This is a genomic window from Staphylococcus sp. McC-251-APC-3A2, assembly GCF_009695665.1.
Taxonomy (GTDB): domain Bacteria; phylum Bacillota; class Bacilli; order Staphylococcales; family Staphylococcaceae; genus Staphylococcus; species Staphylococcus cohnii.
This window is the reverse complement of record NZ_VUNO01000001.1, coordinates 613,993-635,544: the sequence shown is the minus strand read 5'-3', so window position 1 is coordinate 635,544 and position 21,552 is coordinate 613,993. Positions and strand designations below refer to the sequence as shown.

Here is a 21,552-nt window from a genome sequence, read left to right as displayed (position 1 = left end):
ATCAATGTTTAAAAGTGTGAAAGAACTCATTGAAAAATGTGAGACAGAAAATAAAAAAATATATGAAGTGATGCTCGAGCAAGAAATGGAAGTTACGGGTCTATCAGAAGAAGAAGTATATGCACATATGGATAAGAATTTACAAACTATGGAAAATGCTTTAGATGAAGGCTTAGAAGGTGTTACTTCAACGACTGGTTTAACAGGTGGAGATGCTGTTTTAATCAAAGAATACTTAAAAACAGGTAAATCTTTATCTGGTGCAACATTATTAGACGCTGTGAGTAAAGCAGTAGCAACAAATGAAGTAAACGCTGCAATGGGGAAAATTTGTGCTACACCAACAGCTGGTTCAGCTGGGGTAGTTCCCGGCGTTCTATTTGGTTTGAAACCACGACTAGAACCTACGCGTAAAGATATGTTAAATTTCTTACTTACTTCAGGTGCATTTGGATTTGTTGTAGCAAATAATGCATCGATATCAGGTGCGGCAGGAGGTTGCCAGGCTGAAGTTGGCTCTGCTGCAGCTATGGCAGCAGGCGCAACAGTTGAACTTGCAGGTGGTACACCTCAACAATCTTCTGAAGCTTTTGCAATTTGTTTGAAAAATATGCTAGGTTTAGTATGTGACCCAGTAGCTGGTTTAGTAGAAGTACCTTGTGTAAAAAGAAATGCAGCTGGAGCATCTAATGCAATCGTATCAGCAGATATGGCATTAGCAGGTGTAACTTCTAGAATACCGACAGATGAAGTTATAGAAGCGATGTATAAAATAGGGCAAACGATGCCTTCAGCATTGCGTGAAACTGGTCGTGGAGGTTTAGCAGGTACACCGACAGGACAGCGTTTAAAACAAGAAATATTTGGTGATTAAAATGTCAAAAGTCAATTTAATAGAAAGTCCATTTCCTTTATCTCAAATCAAGGGTTTAGGTCCGAAAAGGTTAGCGGTATTAAATGAATTGAACATTTATACAGTAGAGGATTTAATTTTATATCTACCAACGCGTTATGAAGACAATACTGTAATTGACTTGAATGAAGCAGAAGATCAAGCGATGGTGACTGTTGTTGGGGAAGTATACTCAACACCCACTGTCGCTTTTTTTGGTAGGAATAAATCTAAACTTACAGTTCATCTAATGGTTAACAATATTGCTGTAAAATGCGTGTTTTTTAACCAACCTTATCTGAAAAACAAATTAGAATTACACCAAACGATTACGATTAAAGGTAAATGGAATAGAAACAAGCAAGAAATCAACGGAAATCGAATGTTTTTTAATCAATCAGCGATGGATGATGTACAATTTGAACCCATTTATCGAATTAAAGAGGGTATAAAGCAAAAACCACTACGTGATATGGTTAGGCAAGTATTAGGACATGTCACGATTCATGAATGGATATCAGATTCGTTAAGAGCAAAATATAAATTAGAAACGCTAGAAGATACAATCAAAACATTGCACCTTGCGCCTGATAAAACCTCATTACTCAAAGCTAGAAGAACATACGCATTTATTGAATTATTTATGTTTGAACTAAGAATGCAATGGCTAAATAGATTGGAAAAAATTTCAGATGAGGCAATCGAAATTGATTATGATATTCAATTAGTTAGAAATTTTATAGCAAGTTTGCCATTTGAATTAACCGACGCACAAAAACAAAGTGTCAATGAGATATTTAGAGATTTAAAAGCACCCATCCGTATGCATAGATTATTACAAGGTGATGTTGGCTCAGGGAAAACAGTAGTAGCTGCAATTTGTATGTATGCATTAAAAACGGCAGGTTATCAATCTGCTTTAATGGTACCTACGGAAATACTTGCCGAGCAGCACGCTGAAAGTCTTGCGGAGATATTTGGTGACAGAATGAATATTGCTTTACTAACAGGTTCAGTTAAAGGGAAAAAGCGCAGAATTTTGTTGGAACAACTTGAGCAAAATGAGATAGATTGCATTATTGGAACACATGCGCTTATTCAAGATGATGTTGTGTTTAATAATGTCGGTCTTGTAATTACAGACGAACAGCATCGTTTTGGTGTCAATCAACGACAATTGTTGAGAGAGAAGGGTGCTATGACAAATGTTTTGTTTATGACAGCGACACCTATTCCACGTACATTAGCGATTTCAGTTTTTGGAGAGATGGATGTATCCTCAATCAAACAGTTACCAAAAGGTAGGAAACCTATTATAACTTCTTGGTCTAAGCATGAAGCATATGAAAGTGTATTAAAACAAATGTCTGCTGAATTAAAAAAAGGTAGACAAGCATATGTGATTTGTCCATTGATAGAAAGTTCAGAGCATTTAGAAGATGTACAAAATGTTGTTGAATTATTCGAGTCTTTACAAGTTTATTATGGTACTGAAAAAGTTGGATTACTTCATGGTAAATTAACTTCTGAAGAAAAAGATCAAGTGATGCAACAATTTAGTAAGCACGAAATTGATATATTAGTGTCTACAACTGTTGTAGAAGTGGGCGTTAATGTACCAAATGCAACATTTATGATGATTTACGATGCAGATCGTTTTGGATTATCGACTTTGCACCAATTAAGAGGACGTGTTGGTAGAAGTGAACATCAAAGCTATTGTGTATTAATCGCTTCTCCTAAAACAGAAACAGGAATAGAACGTATGAATGTAATGACCCAAACGACAGATGGCTTTGAATTAAGTGAACGCGACTTAGAAATGAGAGGACCAGGTGATTTCTTTGGTGTAAAACAAAGTGGATTACCTGATTTCTTAGTAGCCAATGTAGTTGAAGATTACAAAATGTTAGAAGTAGCAAGAGATGAGGCAGCAGAATTAATACAATCTGGTGCATTTTTTGAAGATGAGTATCAAAGGCTAAGAACTTTTGTAGAAGATAATTTACTATATACAAGCTTCGATTAACCAAATAATATAAAAAAACAGCAATTTAGTACGGGTTTCGCTAAACTGCTGTTTTTTAATATTTACTAATCAACCCCTACATTAGTCCACGCTTGATCTATGGACTTTGATTCGGTACTATCATGACCATATAATTCATCTGAAGCTTGTTTTAAAGCAATTTTAGCATCAGAAAATTCAGCGTTGGATGTCAAATATTGCGTTAATGCTAGATAGTATATTTGTTCAGCCTTATCTTTACCAATAGATTGTATAGTAAGATATGCTGCTTTGTTTGGAATACCACTATTAATATGAACACCACCATTATCTTCAGAGCCAGTATAAAATTGGTCCATATGTGCTGGTTGATCATATTTTTCTGGATTTTTTAAGCTTCTTAACGCATCACCATCTTGTTTGGGTGTATATACATCTTCACCCATTAACCAGTTATCAGGATCTATAAAATATCCAAAAACATCTGAAAAAGATTCGTTGAGCGCACCAGATTGGTTTGCATATTCTAAATTAGCAGTTCTTTCTGTCACTGCATGCGTTAATTCATGAGCGACAATATCTTTAGCGCCTGATAAAGGATTAAATGTTTGACCATCACCATCACCATAAACCATATATTGTCCAGTCCATGCAGCATTATTATAGTTCTTATCAAAGTGTACGACAGAATTAATGTCAGCAGCATTACCGTCGTAACTATTTCTGCCGTGCGTATTTAAATAATAATCATAAACTGCTTTTGCGTAATAGTGTGCATCGACACCCGGACGTTGTTGTTTTTCATCAAAATATTTTGAATCGTGAGTGATAGGAGAAAACCGATCAATGGTTTCATCGGCACTTTTAGTATTAATATGCGTATCTGTAGTTGTATCATTTAAAGTATATTGTCCACCGTTACTAGAAACGTTAAGTGGTGATTTTTTATCCCCGTTAACTCCGATACCAGAACCTTCTTCCGAAGCATGTTCAATCACATTTTGTTTTTTTAATATTTCCCCAGTACTAGCATCCACTTGTATTTGCCAATGCGCAAGTTTTGGAGATACGTAATTTAATTCAATATTATGTATAAATCTTTCTTTTTCACTATTAATATCTAATTTGTTTTTAGACACTATTTTAAAGCCATCTATGTTTGCAACATCATTACTTTTTTTACCAATCGCTTTAAAGGCTAATTTTTCTGCTTGAGAAGATGAAATGTTTACTTTGTTTTTAACGTCGATATGTTGTCTGTGTATATGCCCATTAATGAGTGATACCTTACCATCTCGGTTGACATGGACTTTTATCGTACTATCATCTGCTAATACATTATTGATTTTTGGCTTTAATTCATAATGCGAAACGCCAGTTGAATCAGTATTGCTATTGATTACTTTATATTGTTTGAAAGCATTTTTATTAATTGATTCCGTTTTCGTTTTATTATTATTGTTAAGCATAGACGTAGCATTGTTTTGAAGGTAATTTTCTACATCTATTTTATTGGAAATTTCTGTTTCAGTTGAACTTTCTAAGCGTTCAGGAATGATACTATTTAGTTCTTTTGCGTTGGACTGAGTAGAGATAGCTGCAAAAAATGTTGCTGATAGTAATGTATTGGTCACTACTTTTTTCAATGTTTTCAACCCCTTTGAATTGGAATGTATGATCTATTTATTTCTTAAAAATTTCTTGATAGTTAAGAATTTTTAAAATTATACATATTATTTTTATATAATTTAACATACTATTATTTTGAATTATATATTAACTACAAAAAACTTTTTTATTTTAACAATAAAGATGCTCAGTTTTAACTGATATATTATAGAAAGTCTTATGTTTTTAGTTGAGCAATTGAAATAGAAAGTGTTATGATATGTGAGGAATGTTTAAGACTTGGTACTAAAATTGGGGAGTAGTAAACTATGAAATTAAAAAAACAAGAACGTCGTGAAGCAATTAAAAAAGAAATAGAAAAAAATCCCTTTATTACTGATCTTGATTTAAGTAGTCTTTTTTCAGTCAGTATCCAAACAATAAGATTGGACCGTACACACTTAAATATTCCTGAGTTGAGAAAAAGAATAAAATCCGTTGCTCGAAAAAATTACGAAAGTATTCGGTCTATTGACGGAAGTGAAATCATAGGTGATGTGATTAACGTAGAACCTGATCATCAAGCAACATCTCTGATTAATATTGATGAAGATTCAGTATTTACAAGAAATAAGATTGCCAGAGGTCATGTGTTGTTTGCACAGGCCAATTCATTATGTGTGGCACTTATACATAAACCAATCGTTTTAACTAAAGAAAGTAACGTTTCATTTTTAAAACAAGTTAAATTAAATGATACGGTACGTGCTGAAGCACAAGCTGTTGAAATAACTAATAAATATTTTAAGATAAAAGTAAGTTCGTATGTCAAAGATACTTTAGTATTTAGAGGTACCTTCAAAATGTATTATACAAGTGAGGATGAACAAAATGGTTAAAATAGCTATCGACATGATGGGTGGCGATGATGCGCCCGGCATCGTTTTAGAAGCTGTTGAAAAAGCGGTCAATGATTTTAAAGATTTAGAAATTATATTATTTGGTGATCAAAATAAATGTAATATTAACCACGGTCGAGTGGAAGTGCGTCACTGTACAGAAGCAATAACGATGGAAGATGAACCTGTAAGAGCAATTAAACGAAAAAAAAATAGTTCCATGGTGCGCATGGCTGAAGCAGTAAAATCTGGAGAAGCGGATGGTTGTGTATCAGCTGGGAATACAGGTGCTTTAATGTCAGCAGGATTATTTATAGTTGGTAGGATTAAAGGTGTTGAAAGACCAGCCTTAGTGCTTACTTTACCGACTGTCTCAGGTAAAGGTTTTGTATTTATGGATGTTGGTGCAAATGCAGATGCTAAAGCAGAACATTTATTGCAATATGCGCAATTAGGCAATATTTATGCACAAAAAATACGTAATATTGAACAACCTTCTGTAGCATTACTTAATATAGGAACTGAAGCAGCCAAAGGGAATACATTAACTAAAAAAGCATTTAATCTAATGGAAGAACAACAAGATTTTCATTTTGCTGGTAATGTTGAAGCTAAAGTATTAATGGATGATGCTGCAGATGTCGTTGTTACGGATGGGTATACTGGGAATATGATTTTAAAAAATCTAGAAGGTGTAGCAAAATCTATAGGAAAAATGTTGAAAACCACACTTTTAAGTAATTTTAAAAATAAGTTGGCAGCATTAGTCTTGCGTAAAGATTTAAATGAGATAACTACAAAAATGGACTATGCAGAATACGGTGGCTCAGTTTTACTGGGATTGAATGGTATCGTTGTTAAAGCGCATGGTAGTTCTAATGCCAAGGCATTTTATTCAGCAATTCGTCAAGCTAAGGTTGCCGGAGAATTAAATATAGTAGATACAATGAGAGAAACGGTGGGGTCAAAAAATGGGTAAAACAGCGATTATCTTTCCTGGACAAGGGTCACAAAAAGTAGGCATGGCTAGTGATTTGTTTAATGAAAATGATGCAGCAACATCAATTCTAAATGAAGCGCAAGCACAATTGGATTTTGATATTTTAGAAACAATGTTTGAAGATGCCGAAGATAAATTAGGCCAAACTGAAAATACACAACCAGCATTACTTACGCATAGCGCTGCACTATTAAAGGCGTTAAATCAGATCAATGCAGATTATACAATGGGGCATAGCTTAGGTGAATACGCAAGTTTAGTAGCGAGTGGTGTATTAAAGTTTGAAGATGCGGTAAAAATAGTACGTAAACGTGGACAATTAATGTCAGCAGCTTTTCCTGATGGTGTTGGTAGCATGGCGGCTGTACTAGGTTTAAATTACAGTGAAGTTGATGATATTTGTAAAAAACTTTCAACAGAAGACGAAATCATAGAACCTGCTAATATAAATGCACCTGGACAAATTGTGGTTTCAGGGCATAAAACGTTGATAGATCAACTTGTTGCTGAAGGAAAATCTATGGGTGCTAAACGTGTGATGCCTTTAGCCGTTTCTGGACCATTTCATTCATCAATGATGCAAGTCATTGAATCAGATTTTGCAAATTATATCGAGCAATTTGAGTGGAACGATGCGCATTATCCAGTTGTTCAAAATGTAAATGCTAAAGGTGAAACAGACGCTAAAATAATTAAAGCAAATATGATTAAGCAATTATATTCTCCGGTTCAATTTATAGATTCTACAAAATGGTTACTCGACCAAGGTGTAGATCATTTTATAGAAATTGGACCAGGTAAAGTGCTTTCAGGTCTAATTAAAAAAATAAATAGAGATGTTAAACTCACTTCAATTCAAACATTAGAAGACGTAAAAGGGTGGAATGAAAATGACTAAAAATGCATTAGTAACTGGGGCATCTAGAGGTATCGGTCGTAGTATAGCAATTCAATTAGCTGAAGAAGGTTATAACGTAGCAGTAAATTTTGCAGGTAATAAAGAAAAAGCAGAAGCTGTAGTAGCAGAAATCAAAGCTAAAGGTGTAGAAAGTTTTGCAATTCAAGCTAATGTTGCCAATGGTGATGAAGTAAAAGCAATGATTAAAGAAGTTGTAAGCCAATTTGGTACAGTCGATGTATTAGTTAACAATGCAGGTATAACTAGAGATAATTTATTGATGCGTATGAAAGAAAGTGAATGGGATGACGTTATCGACACTAATTTAAAAGGTGTATTTAACTGTATTCAAAAAGTAACACCACAAATGTTACGACAAAGAAGTGGTTCAATCATCAATTTATCTAGCGTAGTTGGTGCAGTCGGTAATCCTGGTCAAGCAAATTATGTGGCGACAAAAGCAGGCGTTATTGGTTTGACTAAATCTGCTGCGAAGGAATTAGCTTCAAGAAATATTACAGTTAACGCTGTTGCACCAGGATTTATTGTTTCTGACATGACAGATGCGTTAACAGATGATTTAAAAGATCAAATGCTTCAACAAATTCCATTATCAAGATTCGGTGAAGATACTGATATTGCAAATACAGTGGCGTTTTTAGCTTCAGACAAAGCAAAATATATTACTGGTCAAACAATACATGTTAATGGTGGCATGTTCATGGAATAGTGTTAACGTGTGAAAAACACCATTTTAACATTACTTGATGTGTCTTATATATGTATGTCATGCTTTAAGTATGTAATTCGTCGAAATACTACTTGTATTTCAATGGATAAAATGGGAAAATATAAAAGTCTATCATAGACTTTTAAAAGGAGGTGAATCGACGTGGAAAACTTCGACAAAGTAAAAGATATCATCGTTGACCGTTTAGGTGTTGACGCTGAAAAAGTAACTCAAGATGCATCTTTCAAAGATGATTTAGGCGCTGACTCACTTGATATTGCTGAATTAGTTATGGAATTAGAAGACGAATTTGGTACTGAAATTCCAGATGAAGAAGCTGAAAAAATCAACACAGTTGGTGACGCAGTTAACTTTATCAATAGTATGGAAAAATAATAAACCAATATCTGAGTCGTGGATTTTACGGCTCAGATTTTTTTCTATTAAAAATGGTTAATTTCAGCAATAATATTATTAGTATTCGTTAAAAAAGTTAAGTGTACGATATATGATAAAATGAACGTATTATTAGCAGTTTTCCCTTTTGTTTTATAATAAATTCACGTAAAATATAAAGGCATAAGTATATACAAAATTACATTAGATTGAGGTGGAAAAGTATTGACGAATCATAAAAAGAAAGAAATGGTTCATGCATTCCAAGAAAAGTTTTCCAAAAAAATGCAAGAATTAAATTTGAATTTTAATCAAGTAAATTTATATCAACAAGCATTTTCGCATTCGAGCTTCATTAATGACTTTAACATGGACAGATTAGATCATAATGAACGTTTAGAGTTTTTAGGAGATGCGGTATTAGAATTGACGGTTTCACGCTATTTGTTTGATAAATATCCAGAGTTACCTGAAGGTAATTTAACTAAAATGCGTGCGACAATTGTTTGTGAGCCTTCACTTGTAATATTCGCGAATAAAATTGCATTACACGACCTTATCTTATTAGGTAAAGGAGAAGAAAAAACAGGTGGCAGAACAAGGCCTTCACTCGTATCAGATGCATTTGAAGCTTTTGTAGGTGCATTATATTTAGACCAAGGACTAGCCGCTGTTTGGGAATTTGCTGAAAATGTGATTTTTCCATTTGTTGAAGGAGATAAACTTGATGGCGTCGTTGATTTTAAAACACAGTTTCAAGAATATGTGCATCAGCAAAACAAAGGTGACGTTACTTATCGTTTAATAAATGAAGAGGGGCCTGCACATCATCGTTTATTTACGTCGGAAGTCATCTTAGAAAACAAGCCAGTTGCGATTGGCAAAGGCAAAACGAAAAAAGAATCGGAACAGCAAGCAGCAGAAAGTGCATATAAACTTTTGAAAAATAAAGAAGTTTAATAACAGTGCAATTGTTTAGTGTGACTTAGCTCACACGTGATTTATCGCATATTGTACAAAATTGTAATTTATGTAGCATGAGTTAAGAACTGATGTAAAAGTATTTCTAAGAGATTAGTCTATAATGCATTTATTACATGTCTTTAATTGTGGATATTATTTGGTGGAAATGTAATAACTGCAAGTCGTTGTGCCAAATTTATTGATGCACTAATCATATAGAAGCGAGAGCATGAGCATAACTGTATTGCGTAGTTTTTATCTCGCATCTGAGAAACACTTTAAAGGAGAATAGCATGATATATTTGAAATCTATTGATGCCTTTGGATTTAAATCATTTGCTGAACATACAAATGTACAGTTTGATGAAGGTGTCACGGCAATAGTTGGACCTAATGGTAGTGGTAAGAGTAATATTACAGATGCAATAAAGTGGGTATTGGGCGAACAATCCGCGAAATCATTGCGTGGCGCTAAAATGGAAGATATTATTTTTTCTGGTGCAGAGCATAGAAAAGCTCAAAATTTTGCTGAAGTAAAATTAAAATTAGATAATAGTACAGGTAAATTAAATGTTGATACAGAAGAATTAGTAGTCACTCGCCGTTTATATAGAAGTGGGGAAAGTGAATATTATTTAAATAATGACCGGTCACGACTTAAAGATATTATAGAATTATTTTTAGATTCGGGATTAGGAAAAGAAGCATTCAGTATAATATCTCAAGGTCGCGTTGATGAAATTCTTAATGCAAAGCCAATTGATAGAAGACAAATATTGGAAGAATCTGCAGGTGTATTAAAATATAAAAAAAGAAAGGCAACTTCTGTGCAAAAATTAGATCAAACAGAAGACAACCTGACGCGTGTAGAAGATATTTTATTTGATTTAGAAGGTCGTGTCGAACCATTACGAGAAGAAGCTGCAATAGCAAAAGAATATAAACACTTATCTAATGAGATGGAAAAAAGTGATGTGCTAGTCACTGTTTATGATATTGAGCAATATAATCAAAATATTTATGAACTAGACGAAAATCTCAATCGTTTAAAAAGTCAACAAGCTTCAAAAGATGCAGAAAAGGTACAACACACACAATCATTAAATCAATATAAATCTGAACGTCAACAATTAGACGAAACAATCGAATCTTTAAATTTTAAACTGGTTAAAGCAACTGAAGAAGTTGAAAAATTTGCTGGACAGTTAAATGTGTTAGAGGAACGTAAGAAAAATCAATCACAAACTAATGCACGATTTGAAGAAGAACAAGAAAGTCTAGAGACACAAGTCACAAATATAAAGCAAGAGCAAGCAGAAGTGAAAGACCAAATAAAACATTTAAAATCCAAACAAACAGATTTAAATGAAGAGATACAACAATATGAGTCACAGCTTTATGTATCCGATGAACAGCATGATGAAAAGTTAGAGTCAATAAAAGATAAATACTATCAACTTATGTCAGAACAATCAGATGTCAATAATGATATTCGTTTTTTAGAGCATACGATTCAAGAAAATGAAACGAAACAATCACGATTAGATTCACGCTTGTTAGATGCTTATAAAGATTTGAAAAATATTCAAAATCAAATTACTGAAACTGAGAAACAAAGTACCATCGCGAAAAAAGAGTTGAAAAAAGCGGAAAGTGATTTAGCATCTTATGAGAAAAAACTAACACAACTTAAAAATCAACAAAATGAATACGAAGAGAAATTACACCAAGCATACAGATTTAATGAAAAATTAAAATCACGTATCGACAGTTTAGCGACACAGCAAGAAGAATATAGTTATTTTTTCAATGGTGTCAAACACATACTGAAAATGAAAGATAATAAACTTTCTGGCATCCGTGGCGCAGTCGCAGAAGTCATCCATGTGCCTTCGAATTTAACGAAAGCAATTGAAACGGCATTAGGTGCTTCACTGCAACATATCATTGTGGATTCTGAAAAAGATGGTCGTCAAGCAATACAATATTTAAAACAAAATGGTCTTGGAAGAGCTACATTTTTACCATTAAATGTCATTCAACCTCGTAATGTTGCAAGCGATATTTTGAATATAGCAGATAGCTCAACTGGCTTTGTAAACGTTGCTTCAAATGCGATACAAGTTGAAAATGATTATAAACATGTGATTCAAAATTTATTAGGTAATACAATAATTGTAGACAATTTGAAAAATGCTAACGAATTAGCTAGAAAAATTCGTTATAGAACACGTATCGTAACGTTAGAAGGAGATATTGTAAACCCAGGTGGTTCCATGACTGGTGGTGGTGCTCGTAAAACTAAAAGTATTTTATCTCAAAAAGATGAGCTTTCAACAATGCGTGCACAATTAGAAGATTATCAACAACAAACTGTTTCATTCGAAAAACAGTTCCAAGCTATTAAAGAAGAAGCAGATGCGTTAAGTAATACTTATTTTGATACGAGTCAAAACTATAATACGATAAAACAAAACGTACATGAATTTGACTTAGAATTGGATAGATTACGAAAGCAAGAAACACATTTAAAAAATGAGCATGAGGAATTTGAATTTGAGAAAAATGATGGTTACCAAAGCGAAACAAGTAAGCAAACCTTAAACGACAAAAAGGAACAATTAGCAACAATTCAAGCGCAATTGCAAAAATTAGAAGAAGATATTAATATCTATACAAAATTATCAAAAGAAGGTAAAGAGAGTACAACGTTAATACAACAAAAATTACATCAAAAACAATCTGATTTAGCAGTAATTAAAGAAAGACTAAATACTCAAAAGCAAACTGAATCAAGATTAAATCATCAACTTAAACAATTAAAAGAGCAAAAGCAAAAATTGAGTGAACAAATTGAATTATTTAATTCAGATGAAATAACTGGCGAAAAAGCTTTCGAAACGATTCAAAATAATATTGAACAAAGTAAAAATAATAAAGTAAAATTAACTGAAGATTTAGCTACTATTAAATCACAACGTCAAGCTTTGAATGATACAATTGAGACAACAGAACGTAAGTTGGAAGAAGCAAATCAAGATATTTTATCAATTGAAAACCGTTACCAAGATATTAAAGCAGAACAATCTCGTTTAGATGTACTCATTAACCATGCGATAGATCATTTAAGTGAGCAGTATCATCTTACCTTTGAACGAGCGAGTGAATTATATACATTAGAAGAAGATATTGAGAGTTTGCGTAAAAAAGTAAAATTAACGAAGATGTCTATTGAAGAATTAGGACCTGTAAACTTAAATGCGATTGAACAATTTGAAGAAATCAATGAACGTTATACTTTCTTGAATGAGCAACGTGCAGATTTAAGAGCAGCCAAAGCGACATTAGAACAATTAATTGAAGAAATGGATAAAGAAGTTAAGGAACGGTTTAAAGAGACTTTTCATTCCGTACAAGGTCATTTTTCTGAAGTATTTAAATCATTATTTGGTGGGGGACAAGCAGAGCTGCGCTTGACAGATGATGATTATTTATCAGCAGGGGTAGATATTATCGTCCAACCACCAGGTAAAAAACTACAAAATCTATCATTATTAAGTGGTGGAGAACGTGCTTTAAGTGCAATTGCTTTGTTATTCGCAATTTTAAAAGTGAGATCAGCGCCATTTGTGATTTTAGATGAAGTAGAAGCCGCTTTAGATGAAGCCAATGTTATACGTTATGCGCAATATTTAAAAGCATTATCAAGTCAAACTCAGTTTATTGTCATAACACATCGTAAAGGTACGATGGAATTTTCAGATCGTTTATACGGTGTAACGATGCAAGAATCAGGTGTATCAAAATTAGTAAGTGTCAATTTAAATACGATTGATGAAGTCATTAAGGAGGAACAAGTATGAGCTTTTTCAAACGACTAAAAGATAAATTCACAACGTCTACAGAAAATCAAAAACCAGACGAATTAGAGCAAGAACAACAATCTGAATTAGATGTAGAACAATCTCAAACATCTGAAGAACCACAAGAAAAAACAAAACAGCCAAAAAAATTAAAAGAAGCTGATTTTGATGATGACGGATTAATTTCAATTGAGGATTTTGAAGAAATTGAAGCACAGCAATTAGGTGCGAAATTTAGAGCAGGGTTAGAAAAATCTCGCGAAAATTTCCAAGAACAGTTAAATAACTTAATTGCACGTTATCGTAAAGTTGATGAAGATTTCTTTGAAGCATTGGAAGAAATGTTAATAACTGCAGATGTTGGCTTTAATACAGTGATGGAACTCGTAGAAGAATTACGTAACGAAGCTCAGCGACGTAATATTTCAGAAACTGAAGATTTACGTGAAGTTATCGTAGAAAAAATTGTAGATATCTATCATCAAGACGATGAACATTCAGAAGTAATGAACATTGAAAATGAAGGATTAAATGTCATTTTAATGGTAGGTGTGAATGGTGTTGGCAAAACGACAACAATCGGTAAATTAGCACATCGTTATCAAGCTGAAGGTAAGAAAGTGATGCTAGCAGCTGGTGATACTTTTAGAGCTGGCGCTATTGAACAACTCAAAGTATGGGGAGAACGTGTTGGTGTGGAAGTAATGAGCCAAAAAGAAGGTTCAGACCCAGCTGCAGTTATGTATGATGCTATCAATGCAGCTAAAAGTAAGGGCGTTGATATTTTAATTTGTGATACTGCAGGTCGCTTACAAAATAAATCTAATTTAATGAATGAATTAGAAAAAGTAAAACGTGTGATAGGCAGAGCAGTACCAGAAGCGCCCCATGAAGTACTTCTTTGTTTAGATGCTACTACCGGACAAAATGCATTGTCCCAAGCTAAATCATTTAAAGAGGTTACGAATGTGACTGGTATTGTATTAACTAAGCTGGATGGAACTGCAAAAGGCGGTATCGTTTTAGCGATACGTAATGAATTAAAAATACCAGTTAAATATGTTGGCTTAGGTGAAAAATTAGATGATTTACAACCATTTAATCCAGAAAGTTATGTATATGGACTATTTGCTGATATGATTGAACAAAATGTTGATGATACAGAGGCATCTGACGATGGTACAGATAGCACGGATGTGCAGAATGAAGGCAATAAAGATGAGTCAAAATGATTTAATTAAGACAATACGTATGAATTATTTGTTTGATTTTTATCAATCATTATTAACGGAAAAGCAACGAAACTATCTAGAACTATTTTACCTACAAGATTATTCTTTAAGTGAGATTGCAGATACGTTTGATGTGAGCCGCCAAGCAGTGTATGATAACATAAGAAGAACTGGTGATTTAGTAGAAGATTATGAAGAGAAACTAGGTCTTTATCAAAATTTTGAAAAACGACAAAATATATATGAAGCAATAAAAAAGCATATTGAGGAGCCAGAAAAAATTAAACAGTATCTTCAAGCACTTGAAGATTTAGAATAATTAAGAGTATAAAGGAGGGTATTGATATGGCATTTGAAGGGTTATCCGATCGTCTCCAAGGGACGATGCAAAAAATCCGTGGCAAAGGGAAAGTAACTGAAGCAGATATTAAATTAATGATGCGAGAGGTCCGACTAGCATTACTTGAAGCAGACGTTAACTTTAAAGTCGTAAAGGATTTTGTCAAAACCGTATCAGAACGAGCTTTAGGTTCAGATGTAATGAAGTCTTTAACACCTGGACAACAAGTCATTAAGATAGTACAAGAAGAACTTACACAACTCATGGGTGGCGAAAATGCAACCATCCAGATGGCCAACAAACCGCCAACAGTTGTGATGATGGTTGGTTTACAAGGTGCAGGTAAAACTACGACTGCAGGTAAGTTAGCATTGCTTATGCGTAAAAAATACAACAAAAAACCATTATTAGTTGCGGCCGATATTTATAGACCAGCAGCAATTGATCAATTACAAACTGTAGGTAAGCAAATTGATATTCCTGTATACAGTGAAGGGGACCAAGTTAAGCCACAACAAATTGTAGAAAATGCAATTAAACATGCAAAAGAGGAACATTTAGATTTTGTCATTATTGATACTGCAGGTCGTTTGCATGTTGATGAAGCATTAATGGAAGAATTAAGTGATGTAAAAGAAATCACTAAACCAGATGAGATTATGCTTGTTGTTGATGCCATGACTGGTCAAGATGCAGTAAATGTAGCCCAATCGTTTGATGAGCAATTAGAAGTTTCAGGTGTTACCTTGACAAAACTAGATGGTGATACACGTGGTGGTGCTGCTTTATCAATTAGAGCAGTGACACAAAAGCCAATTAAATTTGTTGGTATGAGTGAAAAGTTAGATGGCTTAGAACCATTTCATCCAGAACGTATGGCTTCTCGAATATTAGGTATGGGTGATGTGTTAAGTTTAATAGAAAAAGCGCAACAAGATGTAGATGAAGATAAAGCTAAAGATTTAGAAAAGAAAATGCGTACGTCATCATTTACTTTGGAAGATTTCTTAGAACAATTAGATCAAGTCAAGAACCTTGGTCCATTAGATGACATTATGAAAATGATCCCTGGAATGAACAAAATGAAAGGGATGAATAATCTTAATATGGATGATAAACAAATCGACCATATTAAAGCTATTATTCAATCTATGACACCTAATGAACGTAATAACCCTGAAACATTAAATGTATCACGTAAAAAACGTATTGCTAAGGGTTCAGGACGTACTGTTCAAGAAGTTAACAGATTGATGAAACAATTTAATGAAATGAAGAAAATGATGAAGCAATTTTCTGGTGGCGGCAAAGGCAAAAAAGGTAAACGTAAACAAATGGAGAATATGTTAAATGGTATGAACTTACCATTTTAACAATTGTCTATAAAATAATTTTTTAAAGAAATAAACGGGCACAAGTCTCATTCACAAAATAAAGGACTAATCCATATGAAAATGGATTAGTCCTTTTTATATGGATAATTTGCGATTTTGAACGTGCATGCTTGCCTGGGGATATGGCTCGAGCCCGTAGTCTCTCGCTCATATCATTTCCCTGGGCGTCAGCACGATGCAAAATTGTTTAAAATATTTCTCAAGATACAAAAGAAAAGGTTCATTTAAAACAACTCATTAACCCTAATAAATTGATGAAGTTTTTATTTTATAAAGTTACTAACATGAATTAGCTTGAAATAATAAGTAATAAAGAATTAGTCCTTTTTATATGGATAATTTGTGATTTTGAACGTGCATGCTTGCCTGAGGATATGGCTCGAGCCCGTAGTCTCTCGCTCATATCATTTCCCTGGGCGTCAGCACGATGCAAAATCGTAGAAAATATAAAATTATGAATTTTCATTTGTGAATGGCATGTTATTTAATTTAACTTAGGTATATTAATATTTTCCCTAAATGTCGTACCTTCATATTCTGTTCTAAAAAGATTTCTTTTTTGTAATTCTGGAATGATGTAATCTACAAAATCTTCCAAGCTATTAGGAAAAGTTGGCGGCATTAAATTAAATCCGTCAGCTACACCCTCATTAAACCAATGTTCCATTTCATCAACAATTTGTTCTGGTGTTCCGATGAGCGTTAAATGCCCACCACTTGCACTAAGATATCCTAACAATTGTCGTAAAGTTGGATTTTTGTCTTTTATAATTTCCAACACAGTTTGATAACGACCTTTGGGGCCTTTAAAAGATTCTAATGGTGGTAAAGGTGGCACCGGTTCATCCAAATCCCAATTATGACAATCTTGATGGATGAAAAATTCTAATTGATTTAATGCTGTTTCAATTGCTAAGTTTGCATCTAGTTTTTGCTTTTTAGCATAAGCTTCTTCGTGTGTTGGGGCGACATATGTGACTAATCCTGGAAAGACTTTTAAACTGTTTTCTGATTTACCTGCTAATTTTAGTTGATGATTTAATCTTTTTTTAAATACAGTGGCTTGCTGTATGTTCCAAGCTACTGCATAAACAGCATCTGCGTATTTAGTAGCTAATGCAATGCCAGGATCTGATGCACCAGCTTGCATAGCAACAGGTTTGCCTTGTAGGCTGCTTGGTGTTGTTAAAGGTCCCTGTACTTTGAAATGCTCTCCTACATGATTGATCGCATGGATATGATTCGCATTGATTAGAATATCATGTGCCTTGTCATGTATAAAATCATCTGAGCTCCAAGATGTTAATAATTGATTCATGACACATGCAAATTCATCTGCTTTTTTATAACGTTCATGATGTGCAGGTAAACTAGACATGCTATGATTTGCAGCTTCTAAATCCGTCATAGACGTTACTAAATTCCAGCCTGCACGTCCTTGACTCATATGATCAAGGCTCAATAATTGCCTTGCAGCAGTAAAAGGATTCGAAAATGTACTTGAGATAGTTGCAACAAGACCTATATTTTGTGTTACTTGTGCTATTGCTGCTAAATTCATTAATGGGTCAAACCAAAAAGCAGGCATGTCATTATCCGTTTTAGCAGGAAAAGATTGATTATCTGCAAAAAATATAGCGTCCAACAATCCCCGTTCTGCTAGTCTAGCTAACGATTTGTAATAAGCGGTATCTCCAATTTGGTCAATACTAGAATCATGCATACGCCATGCAGCTTGGTGATGGCCACAACCATAAAGTAATACACCTATATTGAGATGTTGGGTATGTGTCATAATTGATGTCCTCCATATTTTAATTCATGGTTAAACCGCCATCTACGGTAATATTTTGACCAGTGATACCATTAGCCTGATCGGAAACTAAAAATGTCACCATGTTAGCTACATCTTGTGGTGTTGTAACTTTATGTAATGGCGTAGTTTGTTCGATTAAATCAAACACTTCATCCGTAGTGACAGCACTAGCGTCTGTAGTTTTTAATAAACCACCAGAAACGACATTAGCTTTGATGCCATATTGTCCTAGTTCAGCAGCGATATTTCTAGTGAAACCGATTAAACTTGACTTAGCGGTAGTATATTCGTGGTAGGGTACGACAGGATTTTGGTATAAATTCGTTCCGATAGATATAATGGTACCTGATTTGTGCTTAATAAATTGATCAATAACGCTTTGCGTTACATTGAAAGCACCTTTGAGCGTACCGTCAATTTGTTGTTGATAATCTGACCAGCTTAAGTCTTTAAATGATTTTTGACTAGAAGGATCAAATTTAAATCCTATAAGCGCATTATTCACAACAGCATCTATTTTTCCAAAATAATTAGTAGCTTCCGTGATTAATTGATCAACTTGTGTTCTGTCTGTGACATCAGCACGTATTGCAATTGCATGCTCGTGACCAATTTCGTCCACAACTTTTTCTGCTAATGCTTTATTTTGAAAATAATTGATAATTACATTATGTCCTTGTTTACCTAAAGTTTTTGCTATTGATGCACCTAATCCTCTACTGCTACCAGTTATAAGTATTGTTTTAGTCATCATTTCACTCCTAGAATTATTTATTAAATAAAAAAATACACAACCTCCGTGAGAGAAGTTGTGTACTAAAAATCTACAATCTATAGTTAAGATATTAAAATAGCTTTGTCATTTTTGTAACACTTCCCTCCGCTAGTATGGACTAGATCAGGTTCAAAGGGTTTGAGTAAACTCATCTCAGTTAAAAAACACCCCTAGTGCATTTCATATTAAATTTATTCTCAATTTATAGTGTTTAATGATTAATGTCAAGTTTACTTCGAAATCGGAAGCTATATTGATACAATTAATTGTTTAAAAGTAAAAATATAAAATGGTAAAGAAGAAACTCTTTACAAACTTCTAAATAACTGTTAATATTATTTCTTGTAGAAAATAAAAATTAGAACAATCAAAGGAGAGAATATAAATGGCAGTTAAATTACGTTTAACACGTTTAGGCTCAAAAAGAAATCCATTCTATCGTATCGTAGCAGCAGATGCTCGTGCGCCACGTGATGGTCGTAACATCGAACAAATCGGAACTTATAATCCAAATAATGTAAATGCTCCAGAAGTTAAAATTGACGAAGAGTTAGCATTAAAATGGTTAAAAAATGGTGCTAAACCAACAGATACTGTACACAATATCTTATCAAGAGAAGGTATCTTGAAAAAATTTGACGATCAAAAATAATTGTCATCATTTACACATATTAAATTTATAAAAGGAGAGGCGTAGAAATCTCAGTGATTTAAAATGATTTCGTCGTCTCATCTTCGCATGAATGACTAAGGTAAAATGTTTACCATAGCGCATGCCAATATAATGATAAGAGGCTGAGACAATACATTTGTCCCAGCCTTTTAAATTATCACAAACATTTTAATACACATTAACTAATTGATAAGATTGTTTAAAGGAATAAATAAAATAATCAATACAATAATCAATACAACATTTTACCACGTAACGATAGAGAAGGCTTATTATAATTATAACAATTCATGTTATAATTATTTTAGCCAAAAAATGAAAAAACGAATTTCAATGATATATACACATTATCGGAGGAGCTTAAATGAAAGTAGAAATAGGTAAAATTATCAATACACATGGTATAAAAGGCGAAATCAAAGTCCAATCTCACTCAGATTTTACAGATATCCGCTTTCAACCAGGTGAAATTGTGATGATAGAACGTCAAAATGAACCAACAATAGAATTGAAAGTTGCGACATATCGTATGCATAAAGGGTTGCACATGTTGACTTTTGAAGGCATCAATAATATTAATGATATTGAGCATTTAAAAGGGGAGATACTTTTACAAGAACGCGACCATGAAGAAATTGAATTAGGTGAACATGAATATTATTACTCAGATATTATTGGTTGTACCGTATTCGATGAAAAAGAAACGCCTATTGGACGCGTGATAGAAATTTTTGAAACGGGTGCGAATGATGTATGGGTTGTCAAAGGTGATAAAGAATATCTTATACCATATATAGAAGATGTTGTTAAACATATAGATGTTGAAGGTAGACGTATTGATATTACGCCTATGGAAGGACTGTTGGAGTAATGAAGATAGATTATTTAACTTTGTTCCCTCAAATGTTTGATGGCGTATTAAATCAATCGATTTTAAAAAGAGCACAAGATAAGGAAATGCTACAAGTCAATACTATCGATTTTAGAAGTTTCGCTGAAAATAAGCATAATCAAGTAGATGATTATCCATTTGGCGGTGGACAAGGTATGGTGCTTAAACCAGAACCTATATTTAATGCAATGAAGTGCATTGAAAAAACAGAAAATACACGAGTGATTTTAATGTGTCCACAAGGTCGGCCATTTAATCAGGAAATTGCCCAGGAACTTAGTCATTCAGAACATTTGGTTTTTATTTGTGGACATTATGAAGGATATGATGAACGAATTCGACAGCATCTAGTTACTGATGAAATTTCTATGGGAGATTATGTTTTAACAGGTGGAGAATTGCCTGCTATGGTAATGACTGATGCAATTGTAAGGTTAATACCAGGTGTTTTAGGTAATCAACAATCACATGAGGATGATTCCTTTCAGGATGGTTTATTAGAATTTCCACAATATACAAGACCACGTTCATACCAAGATATGAACGTGCCAGATGTATTATTATCAGGTAATCATGCGCATATTGATCAATGGCGTCATGAGCAAAAACTGATACGTACGTGGGAAAAGCGTCCAGATTTATTAGAAAATTATCCACTTACGGATAAAGATAAAGATATTTTAGAAAGATATAAAAAGCAATTGAAAAATGAATGACAGTGTGCTAACATAATTTAAGTGTGCGACACACGAAAATCACTATGATCCGCTGCTATATATTTGTCAAGGCAAGAACATAGGTTGAAGGAGAGAAAAAATAATGAGTAATCACAAATTAATCGAAGCAGTAACACAATCACAATTACGCACAGATTTACCTTCATTCCGTCCAGGTGACACTTTAAGAGTTCACGTACGTATTATTGAAGGTACTCGCGAACGTATCCAAGTATTCGAAGGTGTTGTAATCAAACGTCGTGGTGGAGGTATTTCAGAAACTTTCACAGTACGTAAGATTTCTTCAGGTGTAGGTGTGGAACGTACATTCCCATTACACACTCCAAAAATCGAAAAAATCGAAGTTAAACGTCGCGGTAAAGTACGTCGTGCTAAATTATATTACTTACGTGAATTACGTGGTAAAGCTGCTAGAATCAAAGAAATTCGTTAATCA

The 21,552-nt window shown here is 33.6% G+C and carries 19 protein-coding genes and 1 riboswitch; of the genes, 16 read left to right on the top strand and 3 right to left on the bottom strand.

Features of this window, described 5'->3' with window-relative positions:
* Positions 1-4: 4 nt before the first annotated feature.
* A complete protein-coding gene (sdaAA, locus tag FYJ81_RS03095) occupies positions 5-874 on the top strand; it encodes an L-serine ammonia-lyase, iron-sulfur-dependent, subunit alpha (RefSeq protein ID WP_019467946.1) in 870 nt (289 codons plus the stop codon).
* A gap of 1 nt (position 875) precedes the next feature.
* Entirely contained in the window at positions 876-2,921 is a 2,046-nt protein-coding gene (recG, locus tag FYJ81_RS03090; protein WP_154409289.1) for an ATP-dependent DNA helicase RecG, read from the top strand.
* A 65-nt stretch (positions 2,922-2,986) separates the two neighbouring features.
* Here recG and FYJ81_RS03085 read toward each other — a convergent pair whose 3' ends face one another.
* Complete coding sequence (locus FYJ81_RS03085) at positions 2,987-4,546, bottom strand: M4 family metallopeptidase (protein WP_154409288.1); 1,560 nt, start codon at positions 4,544-4,546, stop codon at positions 2,987-2,989.
* 291 nt (positions 4,547-4,837) lie between these two features.
* Between FYJ81_RS03085 and fapR the strand changes: the two genes are divergently transcribed.
* The 10 genes from fapR (at position 4,838) to ffh (ending at position 16,202) form a co-directional block, all read left to right on the top strand.
* Positions 4,838-5,407 (top strand): transcription factor FapR, encoded by a 570-nt coding sequence (fapR, locus tag FYJ81_RS03080; protein WP_107384505.1) that lies wholly within the window; start codon positions 4,838-4,840, stop codon positions 5,405-5,407.
* On the top strand, positions 5,400-6,386 hold the full coding sequence (gene plsX, locus FYJ81_RS03075) for a phosphate acyltransferase PlsX (RefSeq protein ID WP_107384506.1): 987 nt from the start codon (positions 5,400-5,402) through the stop codon (positions 6,384-6,386). Before fapR ends, plsX begins: the two co-directional genes overlap by 8 nt.
* Complete coding sequence (gene fabD, locus FYJ81_RS03070; RefSeq protein WP_154409287.1) at positions 6,379-7,305, top strand: ACP S-malonyltransferase; 927 nt, start codon at positions 6,379-6,381, stop codon at positions 7,303-7,305. The genes plsX and fabD overlap by 8 nt, the downstream gene beginning before the upstream one ends.
* Positions 7,298-8,035 (top strand): 3-oxoacyl-[acyl-carrier-protein] reductase, encoded by a 738-nt coding sequence (fabG, locus tag FYJ81_RS03065; protein WP_107384508.1) that lies wholly within the window; start codon positions 7,298-7,300, stop codon positions 8,033-8,035. Before fabD ends, fabG begins: the two co-directional genes overlap by 8 nt.
* A gap of 162 nt (positions 8,036-8,197) precedes the next feature.
* A complete protein-coding gene (locus tag FYJ81_RS03060; protein WP_019467939.1) occupies positions 8,198-8,431 on the top strand; it encodes an acyl carrier protein in 234 nt (77 codons plus the stop codon).
* Between the two features lie 249 nt (positions 8,432-8,680).
* Positions 8,681-9,391, top strand: coding sequence for a ribonuclease III (gene rnc, locus FYJ81_RS03055; protein WP_432578219.1), 711 nt, complete (start codon positions 8,681-8,683; stop codon positions 9,389-9,391).
* 296 nt (positions 9,392-9,687) lie between these two features.
* The gene (gene smc, locus FYJ81_RS03050; protein WP_154409285.1) at positions 9,688-13,257 is read left to right on the top strand and encodes a chromosome segregation protein SMC; all 3,570 of its coding nucleotides are present in this window, start codon (positions 9,688-9,690) and stop codon (positions 13,255-13,257) included.
* Positions 13,254-14,489: a signal recognition particle-docking protein FtsY gene (ftsY, locus tag FYJ81_RS03045; RefSeq protein ID WP_107504896.1), complete on the top strand. Its 1,236-nt coding sequence runs from the start codon at positions 13,254-13,256 to the stop codon at positions 14,487-14,489. The genes smc and ftsY overlap by 4 nt, the downstream gene beginning before the upstream one ends.
* Positions 14,476-14,808: a putative DNA-binding protein gene (locus FYJ81_RS03040; RefSeq protein WP_040030561.1), complete on the top strand. Its 333-nt coding sequence runs from the start codon at positions 14,476-14,478 to the stop codon at positions 14,806-14,808. Before ftsY ends, FYJ81_RS03040 begins: the two co-directional genes overlap by 14 nt.
* A gap of 26 nt (positions 14,809-14,834) precedes the next feature.
* Positions 14,835-16,202 carry a signal recognition particle protein gene (ffh, locus tag FYJ81_RS03035; RefSeq protein WP_107384512.1) on the top strand — a complete coding sequence of 456 codons (1,368 nt, stop codon included), beginning with the start codon at positions 14,835-14,837 and terminating at the stop codon, positions 16,200-16,202.
* A gap of 505 nt (positions 16,203-16,707) precedes the next feature.
* On the opposite strand, the gene FYJ81_RS03030 is transcribed toward ffh, so the two are convergent.
* Both FYJ81_RS03030 and FYJ81_RS03025 read right to left on the bottom strand, forming a co-directional pair.
* Positions 16,708-18,018 carry an LLM class flavin-dependent oxidoreductase gene (locus tag FYJ81_RS03030; RefSeq protein WP_154409284.1) on the bottom strand — a complete coding sequence of 437 codons (1,311 nt, stop codon included), beginning with the start codon at positions 18,016-18,018 and terminating at the stop codon, positions 16,708-16,710.
* A 19-nt stretch (positions 18,019-18,037) separates the two neighbouring features.
* A complete protein-coding gene (locus FYJ81_RS03025) occupies positions 18,038-18,790 on the bottom strand; it encodes a 3-oxoacyl-ACP reductase (protein ID WP_107384514.1) in 753 nt (250 codons plus the stop codon).
* A gap of 107 nt (positions 18,791-18,897) precedes the next feature.
* Positions 18,898-18,996, bottom strand: a riboswitch (TPP riboswitch).
* A gap of 203 nt (positions 18,997-19,199) precedes the next feature.
* Between FYJ81_RS03025 and rpsP the strand changes: the two genes are divergently transcribed.
* The 4 genes from rpsP to rplS all read left to right on the top strand — a co-directional run bounded on the left by rpsP (position 19,200) and on the right by rplS (position 21,549).
* Positions 19,200-19,466 (top strand): 30S ribosomal protein S16, encoded by a 267-nt coding sequence (rpsP, locus tag FYJ81_RS03020; RefSeq protein WP_019468468.1) that lies wholly within the window; start codon positions 19,200-19,202, stop codon positions 19,464-19,466.
* Positions 19,467-19,851: 385 nt separating this feature from the next.
* A complete protein-coding gene (gene rimM, locus FYJ81_RS03015) occupies positions 19,852-20,358 on the top strand; it encodes a ribosome maturation factor RimM (RefSeq protein ID WP_107384515.1) in 507 nt (168 codons plus the stop codon).
* Positions 20,358-21,095: a tRNA (guanosine(37)-N1)-methyltransferase TrmD gene (gene trmD / locus FYJ81_RS03010; RefSeq protein ID WP_154409283.1), complete on the top strand. Its 738-nt coding sequence runs from the start codon at positions 20,358-20,360 to the stop codon at positions 21,093-21,095. The genes rimM and trmD overlap by 1 nt, the downstream gene beginning before the upstream one ends.
* Positions 21,096-21,198: 103 nt before the next feature.
* Positions 21,199-21,549, top strand: a complete 351-nt coding sequence (rplS, locus tag FYJ81_RS03005) for a 50S ribosomal protein L19 (protein ID WP_019468465.1) — start codon at positions 21,199-21,201, stop codon at positions 21,547-21,549.
* Positions 21,550-21,552 lie beyond the last annotated feature (3 nt).